The sequence below is a fragment of the Halocatena marina genome (assembly GCF_023276375.1).
Taxonomy (GTDB): Archaea; Halobacteriota; Halobacteria; order Halobacteriales; family Haloarculaceae; genus Halocatena; species Halocatena marina.
In genome coordinates, this window is sequence record NZ_JALLPK010000001.1 from 2,372,000 (window position 1) to 2,391,112 (window position 19,113).

Genomic DNA, 19,113 nt, shown 5'->3' on the forward strand with positions numbered 1-19,113 from the left:
TCACAGAATTCGTCGCCAGTGTGCCGTAAAGCGGATCAATCGAACGGAGTCACCCCGAGCGATGCACCAAATCTAAAGATCAATCCGCTCACCCGTTTCGAGACCGCTATTCAGAGCGAGGTGGATGCGTCCGTCGCCAGCCAGCCAGTCACCAGCGAGATAGAGTCCGTGCCGCTCCGCACGGCTCCGAGCGCTGGTTTCAGAATTTGAATCAAGATCGGCACCGGGGTCGGTGTCGGGAAGCGCGTGTTGCCAGTTTCGCGCATCAGTCCAGTCGGGCGATGCGAGTCGGTCGTCATCCAACAGATCAGCAGTGAGTTCAGCGACAGTGAGTGCGTTCATCTCAGAATTTGAATCTGAATCTGAATCCGAGACTGATGCACTGTTCATCCGTCGGGCAGACCAGTCCGGTGCCATCTGGACGACGAGGAGGGATTCGCCGTCAGGGATGTGGTTGGATTTGCATTCCTCGCGTGACACCCATCCGATTTCGTGCTCTCGGTCGGTGTTGATGAGAGCGTAATACGGTCGCTCCAACTCGAATGGGTAGTGTAAGAGCACACTGTAGATCGTTCGGTACTCGATGTCGCCAATGGTTGTCGCGAGTTCATCACGGAGAGTGTGGTCCCAGTGCATTTCCTCGATGAGTTCGGCCGAGCGTGGAGCCGGGGGAGTAAGCACAAGCGTATCGAACGTGCCGAGATCCTCGCCCGATTCGGAGGCGAGTGACCAACGCCCCTGTTCGTGGGCGACCGTTTGGACCGGTGTGTCTCGGAATATTGTCGCATCTGTCTGTGCGAACAATCGTTGTGGGAGCTGTTCAATGCCATCCTCGTAGGTCCATTTGTGTTCGTCCCTCTCATCTCCCTGCGAGATGGTTCCATCCGCACTGAACGTCCACACCGGCGCATCGATGTCCACGAGACCGTCGGTATCAAGTGTTTCAGTGATGAGCTCCTCGGCAATCGGGTCATCACTCTTGACGTAGTTCGCACCGAAATCGTAGGAACAGTCGTTCATGCTGTGGGTTGCCGCACGCCCACCGATGGTGGAGGACTTTTCGAAGACTGAAGTAGAATTACCAGTTCTTTGTAGGGAAAATACGACGCCGGCGCCTGCCACACCGGCACCGATGATGGCAACTCGTTCCATGCCCACTCTACGGTTCGACTGTAGAAAAACAGCCCTGACCCAGCTACTCGTTTGCAAAACTGCTACAACTGGTCTGCAAGCTCCTGCAGCTTGTCGTGACCATCCTCGGTGAACGGCGCTCCATGACCAGTGCAGATGAGATCGAACGAAGAGCTGTCGCGGGCGAGTTTCTTGACGCTCTCACGAAGCCGTCGCATGTCGTACGAATCACCCCAAAATGGTGTCGTCAGTTCGCCATCATTTTCCCAAACAAGATCACCGAGAAAGGCCGCACCAGCGTCGTGAATGTACACCATGTGGCCCGGATTGTGTCCCGGCGTGTGATAGGCCGTAAAACGACCAATGCGCTCACCATCACTGACGCTTCGAAGATCGATGTCCGCAGGGAGAGGGAAGAATCGGCGGGCAAACCGATGGAAGAGACCTTTGTGATGAGCGAGAGGAAGCGGCCGCTCACCTTCTAGCAACGCAATATCGCGCTCTCCGAGATAAACCGGGCAGTCGACCGATATCGTATCGAGACCGCCCGTGTGATCGAGATCGTAGTGAGTGAGAAGCACACGGTCAATGTCTGCAGGCTCGTATCCTGCAGCAGCGAGCTCTTCGCGCAGCGATCGACGGCTGTACCGAAGTCCAGTGTCGATGAGTGTGACTTCACCCTCATCCCCACCACCCCCACGCTCGTTATCACTCGTACCCGAATCCATTCTCTCGCTACGCTCGCCGGTCTCTGGATCGATACCGTCATCGATGAGATATGCGTTCGAACCGAGGGGTGCAGCCCAACCGAGCTCAAGCAACCAGACGTCAGCGCGGAGACGTCGCATCATGATATGTATCGTTCGTGGCGCGTTTAACGTTCACGGCAGATGGAACGCTACGATATATTACGTTATACTATAGTATCCCACTCAGTTGCGGTTACGTCTGTCCAACAACACAGTTCCAACACGAGAGATCACACCAGCCGACGATATCATCTTCATGTCTTTTGGAATTCCAGTTTCGTATTCGTCGGCAACCGTTGACCGTCCTTTCGTGATCGATTAACGATAAAAGCAAAACAGTTCGATCGGGCTCAGCTTCAGATCTGTTTCGAGACGTATGGACCGTCTTGATAGTATCCGAGCTTCTCGCGGTAGTACTGTCGAACACCGATACCGCTGATGACACTCAGTTTCTCGTAGCCAGCATCGTGGGCCATGCGTTCTGCGTGTTGAAGGAGTTTTCTGCCGTAGCCTTTGTGTTGGTACTCCTCGCTCTCGTTTTCTTTCCCAACACCGATCTCATTGCCGTAGACGTGTAGCTCTCGGACGAGTGCCGCGTCTTGCAGTTCGTTGCGAACGGTATTCTCAGGGAAACGGAGCCGACAGAATCCGATCAGGAGGTCGTTTTCGGGATCTTCGTAGCTGATGAAGTGCTCGGTTCCGGCGCTTGCCTCGTAGGTCATCACGTCACGTTCGATTTGGTCCGGATCTTCGTCGTTCATCCCGACCTCACGACAGCGGATACAATCGCACGTCCAGCCGTGTTCGTCCATACGCTTGCGGGCCAATTGGCGGAGATTCGACTTCCAGACGCCCGCGTCGATGAAGTCTGCGGGGATGTCGCGTTGGACTCGTTGGAGGCGAGTGTATTTCGGAATCATCGACTTGATTTCTGCGACGAGATCCGCCGCCTGATCGTTAGTCAGCGGGTCATACTCGTCACGACGCCACATGTCATACGTTATCGTGTCTCTGACGACGAGTGTCGGATAGATCTTCAGGTAGTCGGGTCGCCACTCTGGGCTGTCGAAGAGTTGTCGGAAGTCCTCGCGACACATTTCCATCGTCATCCCCGGTTGACCGGGCATCATGTGGAACCCGACTTTGAAGCCCGCGTTCCGCAGGCGACGGTTGGCATCGATCGAGGCTTGAATGCCGTGGCCGCGGTGCATCTCTCGATTAATGCGTTCGTACGTCGTCTGTACTCCGAGTTCGACTTTCGTCCCCCCGAGCGCGAGCATCCGGTCGATCTGTTCGGGATCACACCAGTCGGGCTTGGTTTCGAATGTGGTTCCGATGTTTCGGACGTCTGTCGTCTCATTCTCGGCGATGACATCTTCGAGATACCGGAACTCGTATTCGTCAGGATCCTGCGCGAAGCTCACATCCTCTGCCGGTTCCGGCTCTTTGGTCACGTCGTAGTCGTTCATCGCCTCAAGCGCGCGTTTGACGAACCATTCTTGGTAGTCGTGTGAGCGAGCGGTCATCGTTCCACCCATCAAGATGAGTTCGACCTTATCGACAGGATGACCGATCTGACGCAACTGTTCCAGTCGGAGCGTAACCTGTCCGTACGGGTCGTAGTCGTTCTGTACACCGCGGGCAGCCGCGGGTTCGTGGCCCGTATAACTTTGTGAGGAGGAGAACTCCGAGGCAGGCCCACCGGGACAGTAGAGACACTTCCCGTGCGGGCACATGTGCGGTGATGTCATAATCGCAACCGGTGAGACACCGGAAGCAGTTCTGACAGGCTTTCGACGGAGAACGGGTTCGAGTTCTTCACGTCGCTCATTTCCGACGAAATCTAGTAGTTCAGAGTTCTTCGGAACTTTCGGAGCAGAGTACTCAGAACAAACATCGAGCTTGGCCGATTCGAGGTCTTCACGCCCGACCTCGCCAGCGAGAATACGTTCGACTAACGCCTCACACACTCGCTCGAACGCGTCGGTTTCGGTCGGATGCGTACTCATTACGATATCGGAATATGGCGGCGCACGAATAAGAGCCTACGGTTCGAGCGCGACCAAGACCCAACAGTTATTTCATTCTGCGTTGTTTCGGGAGTGTGAACGGCAATCGCGTAATCGCGCTCGCACTCGTCATAACTGTTTTACTGGCGGGCTGTAGTAGTATCGACTCGCTAACTGGATCTTCAACACCGACGGAAGCTGAATCGACAGCAACCGAGACCGAGACGGCGACTGCCACAGAAACTTCGACACCGACCGCTACGTCTACCCAAGTCGTCAAGACACCAGCTCCAACGGCGACAGCAAGACCCACGGGAACGTGGACAGAACCTGCGACACCAAAGGCTCCGGAAGATAAAAACGACAATCGCATCAAAAGTGCGAAAATCATCAATAAGAAGAAAGCATCCGACGGAAACGGCTACACTGACTTCGATGTTCAAGTGAACGCCAACACCTTGTTCGATAATATTGACCCAACGCCAAGTGTGGATGGTGAACCGTACATCGTCGTTGAGATCAACGGCGAGATCGTCGCACGGGATGAAGTCAATCTCCGAAAAGACGGTTCGTTCACGATCGATGTCCGACCGGGAGCACTCGAACAGTTCGATTCCGGCACCCTCAAAGTCAGTGCCACACTCTACGATGAAGACCACAAACACGATGACATCTACGGGACGTGGAGTGGCACTGTCGAGTACACTAGCAGCTAAACAATCCACCTAGATGCACAATCGATCACCGAACAGCGCGTGACAGATCAGCGTTCGAATTCAAATCTAAACCCGAAACCAAAATCGAATCCGAATCCGAATCCGAATCCGAATCTGAATCTGAATCTGATTTTGGGATACGAATTGGTCGGTTGGGCTGCTCTCATTCTAAACTGAACAGCGCTGGTACCGCTCCGTGTGATTCAGAGCTAAAACGATTCTCGCAGGCGAATTTCAACAGAACATAGAAACATAACGTGGTTTACATGTGTCTCTGTATGCACAGAATACTACTTGTTCGTCTTAGACCGCGTTTGCGATGGCGTCGATCGCGGCTTCGAGGACACGTTTGCGTTCACCGACGACGAACTCAATCCGGCCGTGTCCGTCGCGGGCGGTGACGCCGGCGTTCGGAACAGCGTCTTCGAGTTGTTGGACGACATCAGAGATATCGACGGGGGTGGTACTCCGAATGGTGATTTCGTCTTCACCGACGCCGAGCGTGACAAACGTGCCATCGCGGTTACGACGGTGGACTTCATCGAGGAGGAGTTCAGTCGACGGGAAGTCGAACCTGTGGGTGAATGAGTTGGTATCGAGAACCGCAAAGGCAACACCGCCCTCGGAGCGACGATCGAGATTCTCCTCGGCTGTCTCCACTTCGCGTGCGAGTTTTTCTCGGAACTGTTCGCTCACCTTCTCTCTAAGCCCCGACGTATCGTCTGCGAACAGGAGATCTGAGACGAGTTCCCGTTTGCCATCGTAGGACTGGTAGTACGCTTCGAGTGCTATGGCTTCACGGAGGTTCTTCGTCTCCTCTGCGTTGTAGCCTCGTTCGTCCGCGAGATCGGCGTACACATCCGGTGTGTTCTCCCAGAAACTCGCTGCGGGTAAATGTCCGAGATCGTCTCGTACATCAGTATTGACGTGTGCAGCGATAGCTGTTGCAATTGCAGTGGAACTTGTCTCGGCATCACTCCCAGCCAACTCCGGATTCGCGATGGTACGAACCGCATCAGCGACGGCCGCATCACCAGTTTCGCCGTCGACGACGATCGCGTCGGCGTCGTAGATCCGAAGCAACTCGAACCCATCGAGAGAGTCACGAGTGCTCCCAGTTGCAGCGAAAACGAATAGGGGGTGTTTCTGCTGGTGGCGGTCGTGGGCAGCGAGCAACGAGGTGACGTCGTTGGTTGCATCGTCCATGTCGTACGCACCGTCGAGTGGCCGCCGATCGAAGTGGTGATAGACCGCATCAGCCGATGTCTGTTCATTTTTGATGAGCGGTAATACCGCACGCTCGATCGCTGCACCGGCGAGATAGCCGTCGACAGTCGCCTCGTGGCGGACGACGATCGGACGGGATTCGATGACAGCCCGTCGGATGGCCGTTGCGGCTTCACGGACTGTATCGAGCACCGCTTCGACAGCCGGATCCGGAACGAGCGGTTCGACGGTGTCGACCGCTGCTTCGGCCATGATAGCATCTTCCATCCGGTCGGATACCGTAGCGGCTGCCTCGTCCTCAAGAACAACGAGTTGCTCGGTCTCGATCTGTAGCTCACCACGCCGCTCGCGCACTTCACCATCGATACAAACGTAATCGCCCGCGTCGACCCCGGGGTAAGCGCGGACTCCAGCACCCTCGAACGCCGCACAGTCGACAGTTCCCGTCTCGTCTTGCAATGAGAAGACAGTTGGACCGCTGGTCTGTCGAGCGTCCGTGACGATCCCTTCGAGACGAACGACGTTGCCAACGTTCTCTTCGAGGGCTTCAATCTCTGCGCGCTTGAGATCAGCTGATGAACTCTGCGCTCGTTTCCGCTCTACGTCAGGTTCCGGTCCCTGTTCTTGTTCTTGCTCCGTTTTGACGATCGCTTCTGATGCGTGTGCTTCTTGAACCGAATCAGCTCGTGAATCAACTGATGCATCAGCCATTGCACGGTCGTCGGTCTCCGATTCTGATTCTGATTCTGATTCTGATTCTGGCTTTGATTGTAGTTTCGCTGTCTCTGTGGAGTCATCGAGATCTTTGGGATCGAGTGTTCCTTCCGGATCGTGGACGAAGTTCCCACGGAACTCGGACTCCGCGCGGCGGAGTGACCAACCGAGATCGACATTTCCGTTGTCACGGACGTTTTTCACCTGCGCGTAAACACTGTCGCCGATATCCCAGTCGAGACTTTCGAGCCGAGTCGGAAGTTCACTCCGATGGAGGAGACCAGTTACGTGCTCTCCGAGATTCACGAATACACCGAAATCGGCGTAGCCATCAACAGTACCGCGATAGTAGCAACCAACAATAAGTTGATCAGGCCGCTTCCCGGCGAAATCGAGAACGACATCCTCCTTGTGGAGGTTACCGATCTGGTCCTCCAGGGAGTTACCGGTGACGATCTGCTCGCTCATATGAACACGAACCGGTCCGGCTTGAAACGGTTGTCGAAATCACTTCACTCTGTTCGGAAGACAATTACAGGAACCAATCGGTCCACGCGGTGCCATACTGTACGCTTCGCGCTGTATTGATGGTAGATTTGTTCGGTCAAATGTTCACGATGCAAACACTACCCCAAATCCTGACGCTCAAAGAACCGCGCTTGTGCTGAGCAGTTCCAGTGCATGGATACCGCGAAAGCCGTATCCGAACACGAGTAGTGACGGGAGGGCTGTCACCACGACGGCTCGTGGGACAGATGTGTCGTGGACAACGACAGTTCCGATCACGAGAAGAGCGGCGCCGTAGACCGCAGTGGTAAGCCACAACACGGGGACAATGACACCGGACAGCGAACAGAGGGCCGTATCAGGCAGTACACACAGCGTACGAAGAGAAACACCAGACAGCGCGCATGGTGCAACAGCGTAGGCAATTACCTGAACCGTCTGGCTCACACCACCGCGCGATTTGGCGAGGGGGATGAGCAATGCAGTCTCAAGCGCAGCAACGAGATGCAGCGCGACTGGCGTTACTAACAGTGCCACCAAAAGGAGAATGAGTGCAAGCACGGGGACAGAGCGTGTCTCAGACGGGGAAGCAAACGCGAATCGAGTTGCAGTGTGAATTAGCGTGACGGCAATTGCAAACACGAGACCCGGTGCCTGATCGCCTGCTGCGATATTATCACGAAAAAAGCGCCGTGGACGAACGATCACTGTTATCCACGCCCGAACGAGACCCAGCAGTCCTCGCTGGCGACCACCACCCGGACTTTCGATCCACGTCGTCACACTACGAGAGAGTCACGGCACAGAAAAGAGCGTTCCGGGACGTTCCTCGTTAGTCGTCCGCGCCGACGTTCTCGGCGCTTTCGACTGTGTACGGATCGGGCTCGATCGAGGCGTACTCGACGGCACGCTGTCCCAGCGTTTCCACGCGCTCTGCAATATCCGTGTTGCTGAATTCACCGTCATCGAACTGCGTTCTCGCCTTTGGAATTGCGGCCTGATGCGGGATTACCCACGCGTTCAGCGCACGACAGACAGACCGCATGTGATCGAGCGTTGTGACGGTAAACGAACCACCGGAGACAGCGAGGAGACCAACCGTCGTGTTCTCGAACTCATCGAAACCACAGTAATCGAGTGCGTTTTTCAACGGCGCGGAGAACGATCCGTGATACATCGGAGACCCAAGGAGTACGCTGTTTGCTTCTCGAACCCGTCGACGGAGCTCTGTTGCATCACCCGCATCGTTGCCATCCGCGTCGTAAACAGGGAGATCGAGCGCACGGAGATCGATGTGATCAGTTGTCGCACCGATATCGTCCGCGTGATCGAGCGCGTGATCGAGTGCGATTCTCGTGTAGCTCCCTTCCCGGAGGCTGCCGCAGACAGCGACAACGTGTGGAGAATTCATACGTACTGTAATCAATAGGTAAAGAAAAACATGCCGTCTCGGTTGTGCGCGGTCTACTGGTTCGATAGTCGATGACTCATTGCTGGAGCCGTACTCGGTCGTCCTCGACGGTTACAAGCCCATCCGCCGCAAGATCAGAGAGCAGCCCACGAAGCCACTCGCGGCCGTGTTCTCCATCCGGTGTGTAATCAACACGGATTCTGTGACCCAAGTCATCGATCGCTAGTTCGTCGTATTTCCCCAGAACGTTCACGATGCGACCACGGAACTGCCGACGACTCCCGGTGAACTCGGGCTGTGTAGGAACATCGGGCGCGGTGAAATCGCCTGTTTCGTAGGCGTGACACCACTTGCGCCACGGACAACTCTCACTGTCACACCGTGGCGTCTTCTCACAAGCAACACCACCGAGTTCCATGATGGCGTTGTTCCACACACGCGATTTGTCTTCGGGCATGAGATCACTCGCACACTGCTCGAATACGCTATCATCGTCAGGGACATCGAACGCTCGGTAGAGCACGCGTTTGACGTTCGTATCGACGACAGCGTCACCCGCGTTGAACGCAAAGCTCGCAACAGCGTTTGCGGTGTACGGTCCAACGCCTTGGAGCGTCTGTAATGTTTCTGGTGTTTGGGGGATTTCACCGTCGTAGTCGTCCATTACCTGCTGGGCCGCAGTGTGAAGATATTTCGCTCGGTTGTTGTATCCAAGCCGGTGCTCTGACCAAAATCCAACCACAGCAGCCCGATCTTCCCGAGCAAGAGCAGCGACAGTCGGCCAACGATCGAGAAAGGCTTCCCACGCCGTCTCGACCCGCCCAAGTTGCGTCTGTTGACTCATCACCTCCGAGACGAGGATTTCGTACGGGTCAGTCGTGCGCCGCCACGGAAACTCTCGGTGGCCAGATTCGTACCACTCGATGAGCGCCGTTCGAACGGCAGCAGTGGGAAACGCGCGCGCATCAGTCATCAGTTCCAGCTACGAGCACGGACGTTTAGGGGTGGCGATAGGGTGTCAGAGTTCTGTTTTCCCAGAGCGGTTCGGGGTGAACCATCATGACGTTCAATCAGATAGCCAATCGATACGACGTTCGTCAATCGTAGCATGGTCTCGTAAGTTGTATCCGGGGCGCTATCGTGACGCCACTATGAGCCTCGACGATCTTTCAGAGGACGTAGAAACTGCCTACAGCGACTTCGATGAAACACTCCCGGTTTCACTCGATCGTGAGACGCGAAACGAACTGGCCGTATTACAGACCGTCCTCGATCCCGACGATCCCGATGAACTCGTTCGTCGAGCCATTCACATGCTCTTTCAAACGAAAGTCGAAACTGGGTCGCTCGATTTTCATCTCCGTCGTGGCTACAACGTTACCTACGATGAGTATCTCTCAGGTATGACCTTTCAGGAGATGACGGGCGCACCACAACCACCCGACAACGATGGCCGACGATATCAGTTCTGAACTCCTGTCTGCCGAACGCGCCGACGAAATACGCTCATAGTAATTCATCATATTACACAAAACTTATTCCAATACAATTATTCAGCGTTAGCATGAACGAATTGGCCCTCGTGCTCTTATTCGTAGGAATAATAATCATACGCGCCCTCCTTTCGTACAGTTCGTCATCGAAGAAACGCAGATCGTCCAAAACCCACACGACTGGGGTGTTCGACGGAGAAAGCGATGGTGACGGTGGTGATGGCGGCGGTGGATTCGGTGGGTTCGGAGGAGACGGCGGCTTCGGCGGTGGCGATGGTGGCGGTGGCGGCGGCGGAGAGTAAAGTAGAGTCGTCGGTTATCGCATTATTCTTGCAGCCGTATTTTCGGCCTGGTCACTGGGCGTCAGTGACGGCTTCAATCAGGAGATCGCACGCGAGGTCAATTTCGCGTTCGGTTACGTCGAGTGGTGGTAGCAATCGGAGCGTTTTGTAACCACAGCCGAGAGTGAGCAGTCCACGTTTGAGCGCAGCGTCGACGACTGCCTCGCGCAGCGCGTTCGTCTCGAACTCGACAGCGAGCATTAGCCCAAGACCGCGAACGTCTACGATACCATCCAGATTGGCGTCTTGAAGGCGTTCTGTGGCCTGTCGACCGCGCTCGGTCGCATTCTGGAGCAGGTTGTGTTCCTCGATTGCGTCGATGGTGAGTACTCCTTGTGCCGAAGCAAGGATATCGCCTGCTCCCCACGTCGATGAGATCCGGGCTTTCTCGTCGGGGAAAACCTCTTTGCGGGAGATTGTTGCTCCGACGCGGAGTGCCTTCGCGCTCGCAATGACGTCTGGTTCGATTGGGAAGTGGTCAGCAGCCCACATCTCACCAGTACGGCCGATCCCTGACTGGATCTCGTCAGCGACGAGGAGGAGGTTGTGTTCGTCACAGAGTGATGCGATCTCGTCCATGAAATCCGCGCTCGGGATTCGATAGCCCCCCTCTCCCTGTACGGGTTCGATGATGAGATAGGCGACATCATCGCCAGCAACGTGGCCGCGCTCGGGATCGAGCAGTTCCCGGAGCTTCGAACCGTCTGACGTGAAAAAGCCACAGCCACAGCCTTGGGAGGACTGCGTATCGTTGTGAGTACAGAACGGTACGTCGTGGATGTTCGAAATCGCTGGGTAGTGCTTCCGGTGGACAGTCTTCGATCGATTGAGTGAAAGCGCACCAAGTGTTCGGCCGTGGAACGCCCCTTCGAACGTGATACCATACTCTCCTCGCGTGTGGTCATACGCGATTTTAATCGCATTTTCGACCGCTTCTGCACCCGAGTTCGAGAGGAAGACAGTGTCCATTCCGTAGTGACTCGTGATGTCTGTGAGTCGGTCCATCAGTTCTGTTGGACCTGGAAGCCCTCCGTCGACAGCGTTCTCACCACTGACGTAGAAGTCCTGCCCAGCAATTCGTAGCGGATCAACGAGATCAAACTCGCGCAGTCGGTCCACAATCATGGGGTTGTTGTAGCCGAGCGGCGCGGCACCGACGTGGCTCGTAAAGTCCATGAGAATGTTACCGTCAACATCGGTACAGAATGGACCATCTGCCTCTTCCGAAAGGTCCCAAACGAAATCATAGACGTAGGTGCTCTTCGCAGCATGCTCGCGATGCTGTCTCGATCGATCGCGGGCGCGCTCACCTGGCATTGACCGAACCGTCGGAGTCGTCGTATCCCGGTTCATGCCCCGCGTAGATCCCCCGGGGGTAAATAATGAATTGTGTTCGGTGCAGTATTTACGACAGCAACGTGTCCACGACGAGCACAGTAAACCATCATCGAAATATGAATATCCCCACTCATATCCATAGAACATCCAATACCACGTCGATAATGTTCTAGTTATATATCAAATGAGGATGAGGATGGCGATACCTGTTGCGACGGTTGCCAAGCCGGCGCTCCACGCGGCGACGCGGTAGCCAAACGATCTCGTCGGGCTAACGAGCGCAAGCGCGGCTTTCACGCCGATGCTCGTGATTGTCGCAATCATTACGCCAAGAATAGCCGTGTTCGGGCTAATCACGTTCCCGTTGTAGAGGACAATTGCCGAGGTTGTCGCACCAGCGCTCGAAACGAAACCACTGAGTGCGGCCGCGAGCAGAAAGCCAGCATTCCCGTACAACGCTTTCGCGATCGCGCTTCCGAGAAGCACCACAGCGAACAGTGCACCGAAGCTGAGGGCGTTTCGGAGAGAAAACGGACTATCGAGATCGAGATCGATCTGTTCAGACCAGTCTGCAGTAAGTCCAGCGACCACGAGACTCCCAAGAATAATAGCGCTCAACGGTAGCACGAGACCGATCATCGGCTGACGGTTGTCGGCAAACACCAGCACGATCGTCAGATTGCGCAGCGCCATTGCCGCATCCGCAAGGAGAATTGCCGCAACGGCGTACGAGACCGCATCAGATCGCTGTCGGACGTGATCCAACATTGCGCCGACGACGGCTGTTGAGGATGCCAATCCTCCGAAGAAGCCGGTAACGACGATGCCACGGCCGCCATACGATCTGACAATTGCGTAGTTGACGATGCCGATAGCAGCAACACTGACAACGAGCAACCACACCACTCGGGGTTCGATCTCGATAGAGAGACCGATGAGTGTCACTGTCATCGACCCACCTGGGAGTATCGGATAGATAACGAACGCGAGGACGCCGAACTCTGCTGCCGAACGCAACTCCGCTTTGGTGAGGCCCCACGCGAAATCGTGCAGTTCGCGTTTCAAAACGAGGAGGAGTGATGAAAGTATTGTGACCGTCACGCCCTCAAGAAGCATCCCCGTTCCAACGAGTACGCCAACTCCGTACGCCACGAGCATAGACACCGCCGTCGTCAGAGATAATCCCTCGCCGTCAATGAGGAGCCCACGGAAAGCGAGCACGACCCCCTGTACAACGATTAGTACACCCCCGAGGACGAGCAGCCACTGTCGATTAAGCACCGTGAACAACGCTCCGAGGAGCGTGATCAGTGAGAACGTCCGAATGCCCGCCGATCGGTGTGACCACTCTCGTTCCAGACCGAGAAACAACCCCAACGCCCCTGCGAGAATGAGACGCATGAGAACGGGGTCTGGAACCGAGAGCTCTAATGCCATATGTTACCGAACATAGCGCTATATATTAAGTGATTCGGTGTCAACGGGGTTTTTTGCTCTACGGGTCGCATTGCGCCGTATGTCCAGAATTAGCTGGCGGCGCGCAGGGTGGGCAGTTATTGGAGCGACGCTTGGCCTCGCGTTGTTGTTCGTGCTGCATTCGTTCATTGGCACGTTCGTCTTCGGTGTTTTCATCTACTACGCTACACGACCGATGTATCAGCGACTGGAACGGTACATCTATCCGAAAAGCCTCGCAGCAGCAGTTTCTATTCTTGCGCTTGCTCTCCCAGCGATTCTTCTGTTCGCGTACCTCGCTGCCATCGGCCTCCAACAATTTGGTTCCGTGACACAAAACATCAATCTCGGACCATTTCAGGAAGTCATCGGACCGTACATCGACGTTTCAACCCTCGTTCGGAATCCACAACTGATCTCTCAGCGGGTAGATATACAACAACTTTCGAACTTCGATTTCAGCACACTCGCCCCAGTACAGAAGCTCCTCAACGAGGTAGGCAAGTATCTCGGATTCCTCGGTAACATGCTCCTTCATTTGTTCATTATGCTCGCGCTCGCATTCTACCTCTTGCGCGATGGACCCCGAGCCTCTCGATGGCTCCTCGAACGATTCGGCGACGAACGGGGCCTTCTCGAAGAGTATCTGCGTGCAGTCGACACCGATTTTGCGAGCGTCTTCTTCGGAAATATCCTGAACGCCGTCATGACAGGACTCATTGGTGCAATCTCGTATTCTGCACTGAATCGGATGGCGTCTGGTGGAACGATCCCATATCCGGAACTACTGGGACTGTTGACGGGCGTCGCCAGTCTCATTCCAGTCGTCGGCATGAAGCTCGTCTACGTCCCAGTCACGCTCTACCTCCTCGCTCAACAGTTCACACAGTCGGGATCGCTTGTGTTCGTCGGGCTGTTCTTCGTCATCTCGTTTTTCATCGTGGACACACTCCCTGACTTCGTTCTTCGGCCGTACGTCTCGGGACGAAATCTCCACGTCGGGACGGTCATGTTCGCATACATATTTGGTCCGCTGCTGTTCGGCTGGTACGGACTCTTTCTCGGACCGATACTCCTCGTGTTTGCGTATCACTTCGCGCGATTGGTGCTCCCCGAACTACTCCGTGATGAGCCGACGACACAAACGGATCCCACACTCGTGTTTCCGTCTTCGAATGCCCTCTCGCCAGCCATGATGGACGCAGACGGCAGACACACATCAGACAACCCAGCAGAACAGAAACGAGAGCAAAGCGAAAGTGAAAATGGATCCAAAACGACACAGATCGATGAAGAGGATGGCTCTCTGGATGGATCAGTCAATGAGAGCTAATCGATAGCTGCGATCGAGTGATTCGATCGCGCTCGGCTCGACGCCTAACAGATTCGTTGTTATTCTCGGATTTGGAATTTAGAATCCTTTGTCCATCAGTTCGCGGGCGATGATGTTCTTCTGGATTTCGGTCGTTCCTTCGTAGATCTGTGTGATCTTGGCGTCACGGTAGAGACGTTCGACATCGAAGTCGTTGACGTAGCCCGATCCGCCGTGGATCTGGACGGCTTCGTTTGCACAGTCGACAGCGACGCGGGAGGCAAACTCCTTTGCCATCGAAGCAAGCGTCGTCAGCTGTTCGTCCGAGTGTTCGACGCTCCACGCGGACTTGTACGTGAGCTGTCTGGCTGCTTCGGTTCGAGTGTGCATGTCGGCGATCTTATGCTGGATGGACTGGAAGTCGCCGATCGGACGGCCGAACTGCTCGCGTTCTTGTGCGTATTCCAGTGACCGTTCTGCAGCACCTTTCGCGATTCCCACGCCCTGTGCAGCTACCATCGTCCGTGTGATGTCGAAGAACTGCATGAGCTGGAGGAAGCCCATCCCACGCGTACCGACGAGGTTCTCTTCGGGGACACGCACGTCATCGAAGATGAGTTCGGCCGTATCGCTTGCTCGGATTCCGAGTTTCCCCGTGATCTTCTCGCTCGTAAATCCGTCGCGGTCGGACTCGACGACGATCTGAGAGAATCCGTTGTATCGACCTTCGGCGTCGGGGTCGGTCTCACACATGACAACGAAGAAATCACCCACAGAGCCGTTGGTGATCCACATCTTGTTGCCGTTGATGACCCACTCGTCGCCGTCTTTTTCGGCATTGGTTGACACCGAGGACACGTCGGAGCCAGTGTCGGGTTCGGAGATTGCCGCACCCATGATCGCCTCGCCGCTCGCAATCGGGGCGAGGAACTTCTCTTTTTGCTCTTCTGTTCCGTATTCGATGATAGCGTCGCTCCCGAACGTGGTTGCTGTGATCGAGAGAGCAATACCGGGATCGACGGCGAACAGCTCCTCGATGATGATGGCCGTATCGAGCGCGCTGTACTCAGCGCCGCCGTACTCCATCGGAATGTTCGCTCCGGTCAAGCCCATCTCCGTTGCGGTCTCTAGGACTTCGAATGGGAACTTCTCCTCAACGTCGTACTCTTGGGCGACAGGTGCAATCTCATTCTCCGCAAAACGACGGACCTCATCTCTGATTTGTGTCTGCTCGTCGGATAATTCGAAATCCATGCTCATTTTCATCGGTGTTAAACCATAACGATTTTGCGCAAGCGATAAACCCGTAAACGGTTGTTATAGGCCCAATGGGAAACGTTGAACACCTCTCCGAGAGACTCACTAATTGTCATGGATGTAGATGATATCGATAGTATCGCGGTGCTCGGTGCCGGGAACATGGGTCACGGGATCGCCGAGGTGGCCGCACTCTCCGGCTACGAGGTCACGCTCCGCGATATCAACGAGGAGTTCGTTCAGAACGGCTACGATCAGATTGAGTGGAGTCTCGGAAAGCTCGCGGAGAACGATCGAATCAGCGAGGAGGACGCAGACAACGCGCTCGAACAGATCACGCCACTCGTCGACATGGAGGCTGCCGTTAGTGACGCCGATTTCATCATCGAAGCAGTCCCCGAGCAGATGGAGATCAAAAAGGACGTGTACAGCGAGGTACAAGAACACGCCCCAGAGCACACGATTCTCGCATCGAACACGTCGTCGCTTTCGATCACCGATCTCTCGGAAGTGACCGAACGGCCCGAGCAGTTCTGTGGGATGCATTTCTTCAACCCACCAGTGCGCATGCAGCTCGTTGAGGTCATCTCAGGCGAACACACCGCAGAAGAGACGCTTTCTGTGACCGAACAGCTCGCAGATTCGTTCGATAAGTCTCCTGTTCGCGTGCGAAAGGATACGCCTGGTTTCATCGTGAACCGGATTCTCGTTCCGCTGATGAACGAGGCGTGCTGGATCGTCTCCGAGGACGATGCGACCAAAGAAGAAGTCGACAGCACAGTCAAGTTCGACCTCGGTCTCCCGATGGGTGCATTCGAACTCGGCGATCAGGTCGGTAACGATGTCACCTATCACGTCCTCGAATACATGAACGACGTACTCGGCGAGGCGTACGCTCCTGCACCGTTGCTTGAGGAAGTTGTTGAGGAAGAACGCTACGGGAAAAAGAGCGGTGAAGGCTTCTACGACTACAAGAACGGCGATGGGGCACAGATCCCCACCGATGTTGGCAGCAGCGAGATCAAGCACCGTCTGCTCGCCGTGATGGCAAACGAAGTCGGCAATCTCGTCGGCAACGAGGTTGCACCGGTCGAGGACATCGACGAGGCCGTGATGCTCGGGGCCGGGTTCCCAGAAGGGCCAGGGAAACTCGCCGACGAAACGGGACTCGAAACGCTCGTCGAGACACTCGATGAACGGCTCGAACAGAACGGCGCATCGCGGTATGAGGCTTCGGACTACCTCCGCGATCGAGCCCAAGAAGGAGGATTTTACGACGAGGAAGCTGACGACGACACAGTCGAATACGAGATGATCCGCGTCGAGTACCCGGGCGAGATGGTTGGGCAGATCGTCATCGATCGTCCACACCGGATGAACACCATCAACATCGAACTGCTCGACGAATTGGGAGCAGCCATCGATGCGTTCGAATCCGACGACGACGTCCGCGCGATCCTCATTACGGGCGAGGGCGAGAAGGCGTTCTCTGCTGGAGCGGACGTGCAATCGATGGCCACGAGCGCAGAGCCGCTTCAGGCAATCGAACTCTCGCGGACGGGACAACAGACCTACGGTAAACTCGAATCGTGTTCGATGCCAGTCGTCGCTGGTATCGATGGCTACTGTCTCGGTGGCGGGATGGAACTCTCGATGTGCGCTGACATGCGTATCGCCTCTGAGCGTTCTGAACTCGGCCAACCCGAACTCAACCTTGGTCTGCTACCGGGATGGGGTGGCACGCAACGGCTCCAGCACATCGTTGGTGAGGGTCGAGCGAAGGAGATCATCCTGACCGCAGACCGCTACGACGCGGAGACGATGGCCGACTACGGATTCCTGAATGACGTCGTCTCGAACGACGAACTGGCGTCCGAGGCGTTCGAACTCGCTGCCGATCTCGCTGCCGGACCACCGATTGCGACACAGTTCGTCAAGAAAGCGATGCTACGCGGCTGGGAGGACACGGATGCCGGTCTCGAAATCGAAGCACAGGCGTTCGGTCACCTCATCGGTACCGACGACCTCATGGAAGGAATTACGGCCTTCATGGGCGATGGCGACCCTGAATTCGAAGGGAAGTAGAAACGAGTCACAGATCGGAACGGGGGAGATCTGAGTACCACCGGCTAAACGATATTCAACAACTATCGATCGAGTGACCTCGTTCGAGTACTCTCTGTTCGAGAACGATCAGTGTACTCGCTGAAACAAGCGAATACAGAGCGTCCCGCCGTCTTCTATCCGATCTGATTTTTTATGATTCGAATTCGTCTTCGAAGACGAATCGACCATTTCGCTGTACCACGTCTCCATCGACTTCGATGACCGACTCTTCGCTCATATCAACGATCATATCGACGTGTGCTGCGCTCTCGTTGCGCTCGCGGTTCGGACCGACAGTGTCGCCGTAGGCGTTTCCGACGGCCATGTGGACGGTGTCGCCCATCTTCTCATCGAAGAGCATATTGTACGTGAACCGATCGATGTCGCGGTTCATCCCGATGCCCAACTCCCCGAGCCGTCGTGCACCCTCGTCGGTTTCGAGCACCGACGTCAGCACGTTTTCGTTCGTCTCGGCGCTGTGTTCGACGACCACGCCGTCCTCGAAGACGAGATGTGCGTTCTCGACTTCGCGGCCTTGATGGTAGAGAGGCATATCGAACAGCACTTCGCCCTCAACGGAGTCGGGGACGGGTGCGGTGAACACCTCACCGCCCGGGAGATTGTACTCTGCGTAGTCGTTCTGGGTGTGCATTCCATCGATGGACATGGTGATGTCGGTCGTGTCACCGCTCTTGATGCGTATCTCACTCGCCGGGTCGAGAATATCGACCATTCGCTGTTGGTGCTCGCGTTGGGCGTCCCAATCCTTATCGATCGCATCCCAAACGAAATCCTCGTACGCTTCGGTGCTCATCCCTGCGAGCTGAGCGAAGCTCGCGCACGGGAACTGGGTGAGACACCACCGTTTCGAGAGTGCAATATCGCTGATAGGCTTTTTCGCGCGCTCGTTCGCGGCCATCGTCTCGGGCGTGACATCACTCGTTTCAGTGACGTTTTGACCACCACGCACTCGGATGAGCACGTCCACATTCTCGTACAGTGCTGCTAGGTGCTCTGGCGTCTCGATCCCATCTGCACCGGCCGCTCGGAGATACGCCCGATCAGCACGGTCGCTGTCGGCTAAGTACACAGGAACACCACCGATGTCACCGACTACTTCGTGGAGAGCAACAGCGAGATCTTCTGCGACAGATGGTGTACTGATAACGACGTTCTCGCCAGGTTGGAGATCGACGGAATGATTCACGATGGTCGCCGCGTGCTGACGGATTCGTGGATCCATGGTTAGTGACTGATTTTGCCGGAAAAACAGCTTTCGAAGTCGAGTTGGTGTCTGGTTATTCGGCGACGTTCCTTGTCATCAGTGTCATGCTCGCTTCGGTCACG

Annotated in this window: 16 protein-coding genes; 5 read left to right on the forward strand and 11 right to left on the reverse strand. The window is 55.6% G+C overall.

Translation table 11 applies throughout. The features are described from left to right. Positions 1-72 precede the first annotated feature (72 nt). From MW898_RS10795 to MW898_RS10805, 3 genes are all read right to left on the reverse strand, one after another. Positions 73-1,152, reverse strand: coding sequence for an NAD(P)/FAD-dependent oxidoreductase (locus tag MW898_RS10795; protein WP_248907079.1), 1,080 nt, complete (start codon positions 1,150-1,152; stop codon positions 73-75). Positions 1,153-1,214: 62 nt separating this feature from the next. Beyond that, the gene (locus MW898_RS10800) at positions 1,215-1,979 is read right to left on the reverse strand and encodes an MBL fold metallo-hydrolase (protein WP_248907080.1); all 765 of its coding nucleotides are present in this window, start codon (positions 1,977-1,979) and stop codon (positions 1,215-1,217) included. 257 nt (positions 1,980-2,236) lie between these two features. Next, positions 2,237-3,889, reverse strand: coding sequence for a tRNA uridine(34) 5-carboxymethylaminomethyl modification radical SAM/GNAT enzyme Elp3 (locus MW898_RS10805; RefSeq protein ID WP_248907082.1), 1,653 nt, complete (start codon positions 3,887-3,889; stop codon positions 2,237-2,239). A gap of 95 nt (positions 3,890-3,984) precedes the next feature. Here MW898_RS10805 and MW898_RS10810 point away from each other — a divergent pair, with 95 nt between their 5' ends. After that, a complete protein-coding gene (locus MW898_RS10810) occupies positions 3,985-4,605 on the forward strand; it encodes a hypothetical protein (RefSeq protein WP_248907084.1) in 621 nt (206 codons plus the stop codon). Between the two features lie 303 nt (positions 4,606-4,908). Here the strand turns inward: MW898_RS10810 and MW898_RS10815 are convergent, their stop codons facing one another. The 4 genes from MW898_RS10815 to MW898_RS10830 form a co-directional block, all read right to left on the reverse strand. Further along, positions 4,909-7,014 carry an OB-fold nucleic acid binding domain-containing protein gene (locus MW898_RS10815; protein WP_248907086.1) on the reverse strand — a complete coding sequence of 702 codons (2,106 nt, stop codon included), beginning with the start codon at positions 7,012-7,014 and terminating at the stop codon, positions 4,909-4,911. Positions 7,015-7,191: 177 nt separating this feature from the next. After that, positions 7,192-7,836, reverse strand: a complete 645-nt coding sequence (locus MW898_RS10820; RefSeq protein WP_248907088.1) for a YIP1 family protein — start codon at positions 7,834-7,836, stop codon at positions 7,192-7,194. 49 nt (positions 7,837-7,885) lie between these two features. Then, entirely contained in the window at positions 7,886-8,464 is a 579-nt protein-coding gene (locus MW898_RS10825; RefSeq protein ID WP_248907090.1) for an NADPH-dependent FMN reductase, read from the reverse strand. Positions 8,465-8,540: 76 nt separating this feature from the next. Beyond that, positions 8,541-9,437, reverse strand: a complete 897-nt coding sequence (locus tag MW898_RS10830; protein WP_248907092.1) for an HhH-GPD family protein — start codon at positions 9,435-9,437, stop codon at positions 8,541-8,543. A gap of 178 nt (positions 9,438-9,615) precedes the next feature. Between MW898_RS10830 and MW898_RS10835 the strand changes: the two genes are divergently transcribed. Next, complete coding sequence (locus MW898_RS10835; protein WP_248907094.1) at positions 9,616-9,936, forward strand: ribbon-helix-helix protein; 321 nt, start codon at positions 9,616-9,618, stop codon at positions 9,934-9,936. A 92-nt stretch (positions 9,937-10,028) separates the two neighbouring features. Further along, positions 10,029-10,259, forward strand: coding sequence for a hypothetical protein (locus tag MW898_RS10840; protein ID WP_248907096.1), 231 nt, complete (start codon positions 10,029-10,031; stop codon positions 10,257-10,259). A gap of 51 nt (positions 10,260-10,310) precedes the next feature. Here MW898_RS10840 and MW898_RS10845 read toward each other — a convergent pair whose 3' ends face one another. After that, on the reverse strand, positions 10,311-11,651 hold the full coding sequence (locus tag MW898_RS10845) for a class-III pyridoxal-phosphate-dependent aminotransferase (protein ID WP_248907098.1): 1,341 nt from the start codon (positions 11,649-11,651) through the stop codon (positions 10,311-10,313). A gap of 165 nt (positions 11,652-11,816) precedes the next feature. Further along, on the reverse strand, positions 11,817-13,073 hold the full coding sequence (locus MW898_RS10850) for an MgtC/SapB family protein (protein WP_248907100.1): 1,257 nt from the start codon (positions 13,071-13,073) through the stop codon (positions 11,817-11,819). 79 nt (positions 13,074-13,152) lie between these two features. On the opposite strand from MW898_RS10850, the gene MW898_RS10855 reads away from it, so the two are divergent. Then, entirely contained in the window at positions 13,153-14,424 is a 1,272-nt protein-coding gene (locus MW898_RS10855) for an AI-2E family transporter (RefSeq protein WP_248907102.1), read from the forward strand. Between the two features lie 78 nt (positions 14,425-14,502). Here the strand turns inward: MW898_RS10855 and MW898_RS10860 are convergent, their stop codons facing one another. Further along, the gene (locus tag MW898_RS10860; protein WP_248907104.1) at positions 14,503-15,657 is read right to left on the reverse strand and encodes an acyl-CoA dehydrogenase family protein; all 1,155 of its coding nucleotides are present in this window, start codon (positions 15,655-15,657) and stop codon (positions 14,503-14,505) included. 117 nt (positions 15,658-15,774) lie between these two features. On the opposite strand from MW898_RS10860, the gene MW898_RS10865 reads away from it, so the two are divergent. Continuing rightward, positions 15,775-17,745, forward strand: a complete 1,971-nt coding sequence (locus MW898_RS10865; RefSeq protein ID WP_248907106.1) for a 3-hydroxyacyl-CoA dehydrogenase/enoyl-CoA hydratase family protein — start codon at positions 15,775-15,777, stop codon at positions 17,743-17,745. A 172-nt stretch (positions 17,746-17,917) separates the two neighbouring features. Here the strand turns inward: MW898_RS10865 and MW898_RS10870 are convergent, their stop codons facing one another. Then, on the reverse strand, positions 17,918-19,009 hold the full coding sequence (locus MW898_RS10870; protein ID WP_248907108.1) for an aminopeptidase: 1,092 nt from the start codon (positions 19,007-19,009) through the stop codon (positions 17,918-17,920). Positions 19,010-19,113 lie beyond the last annotated feature (104 nt).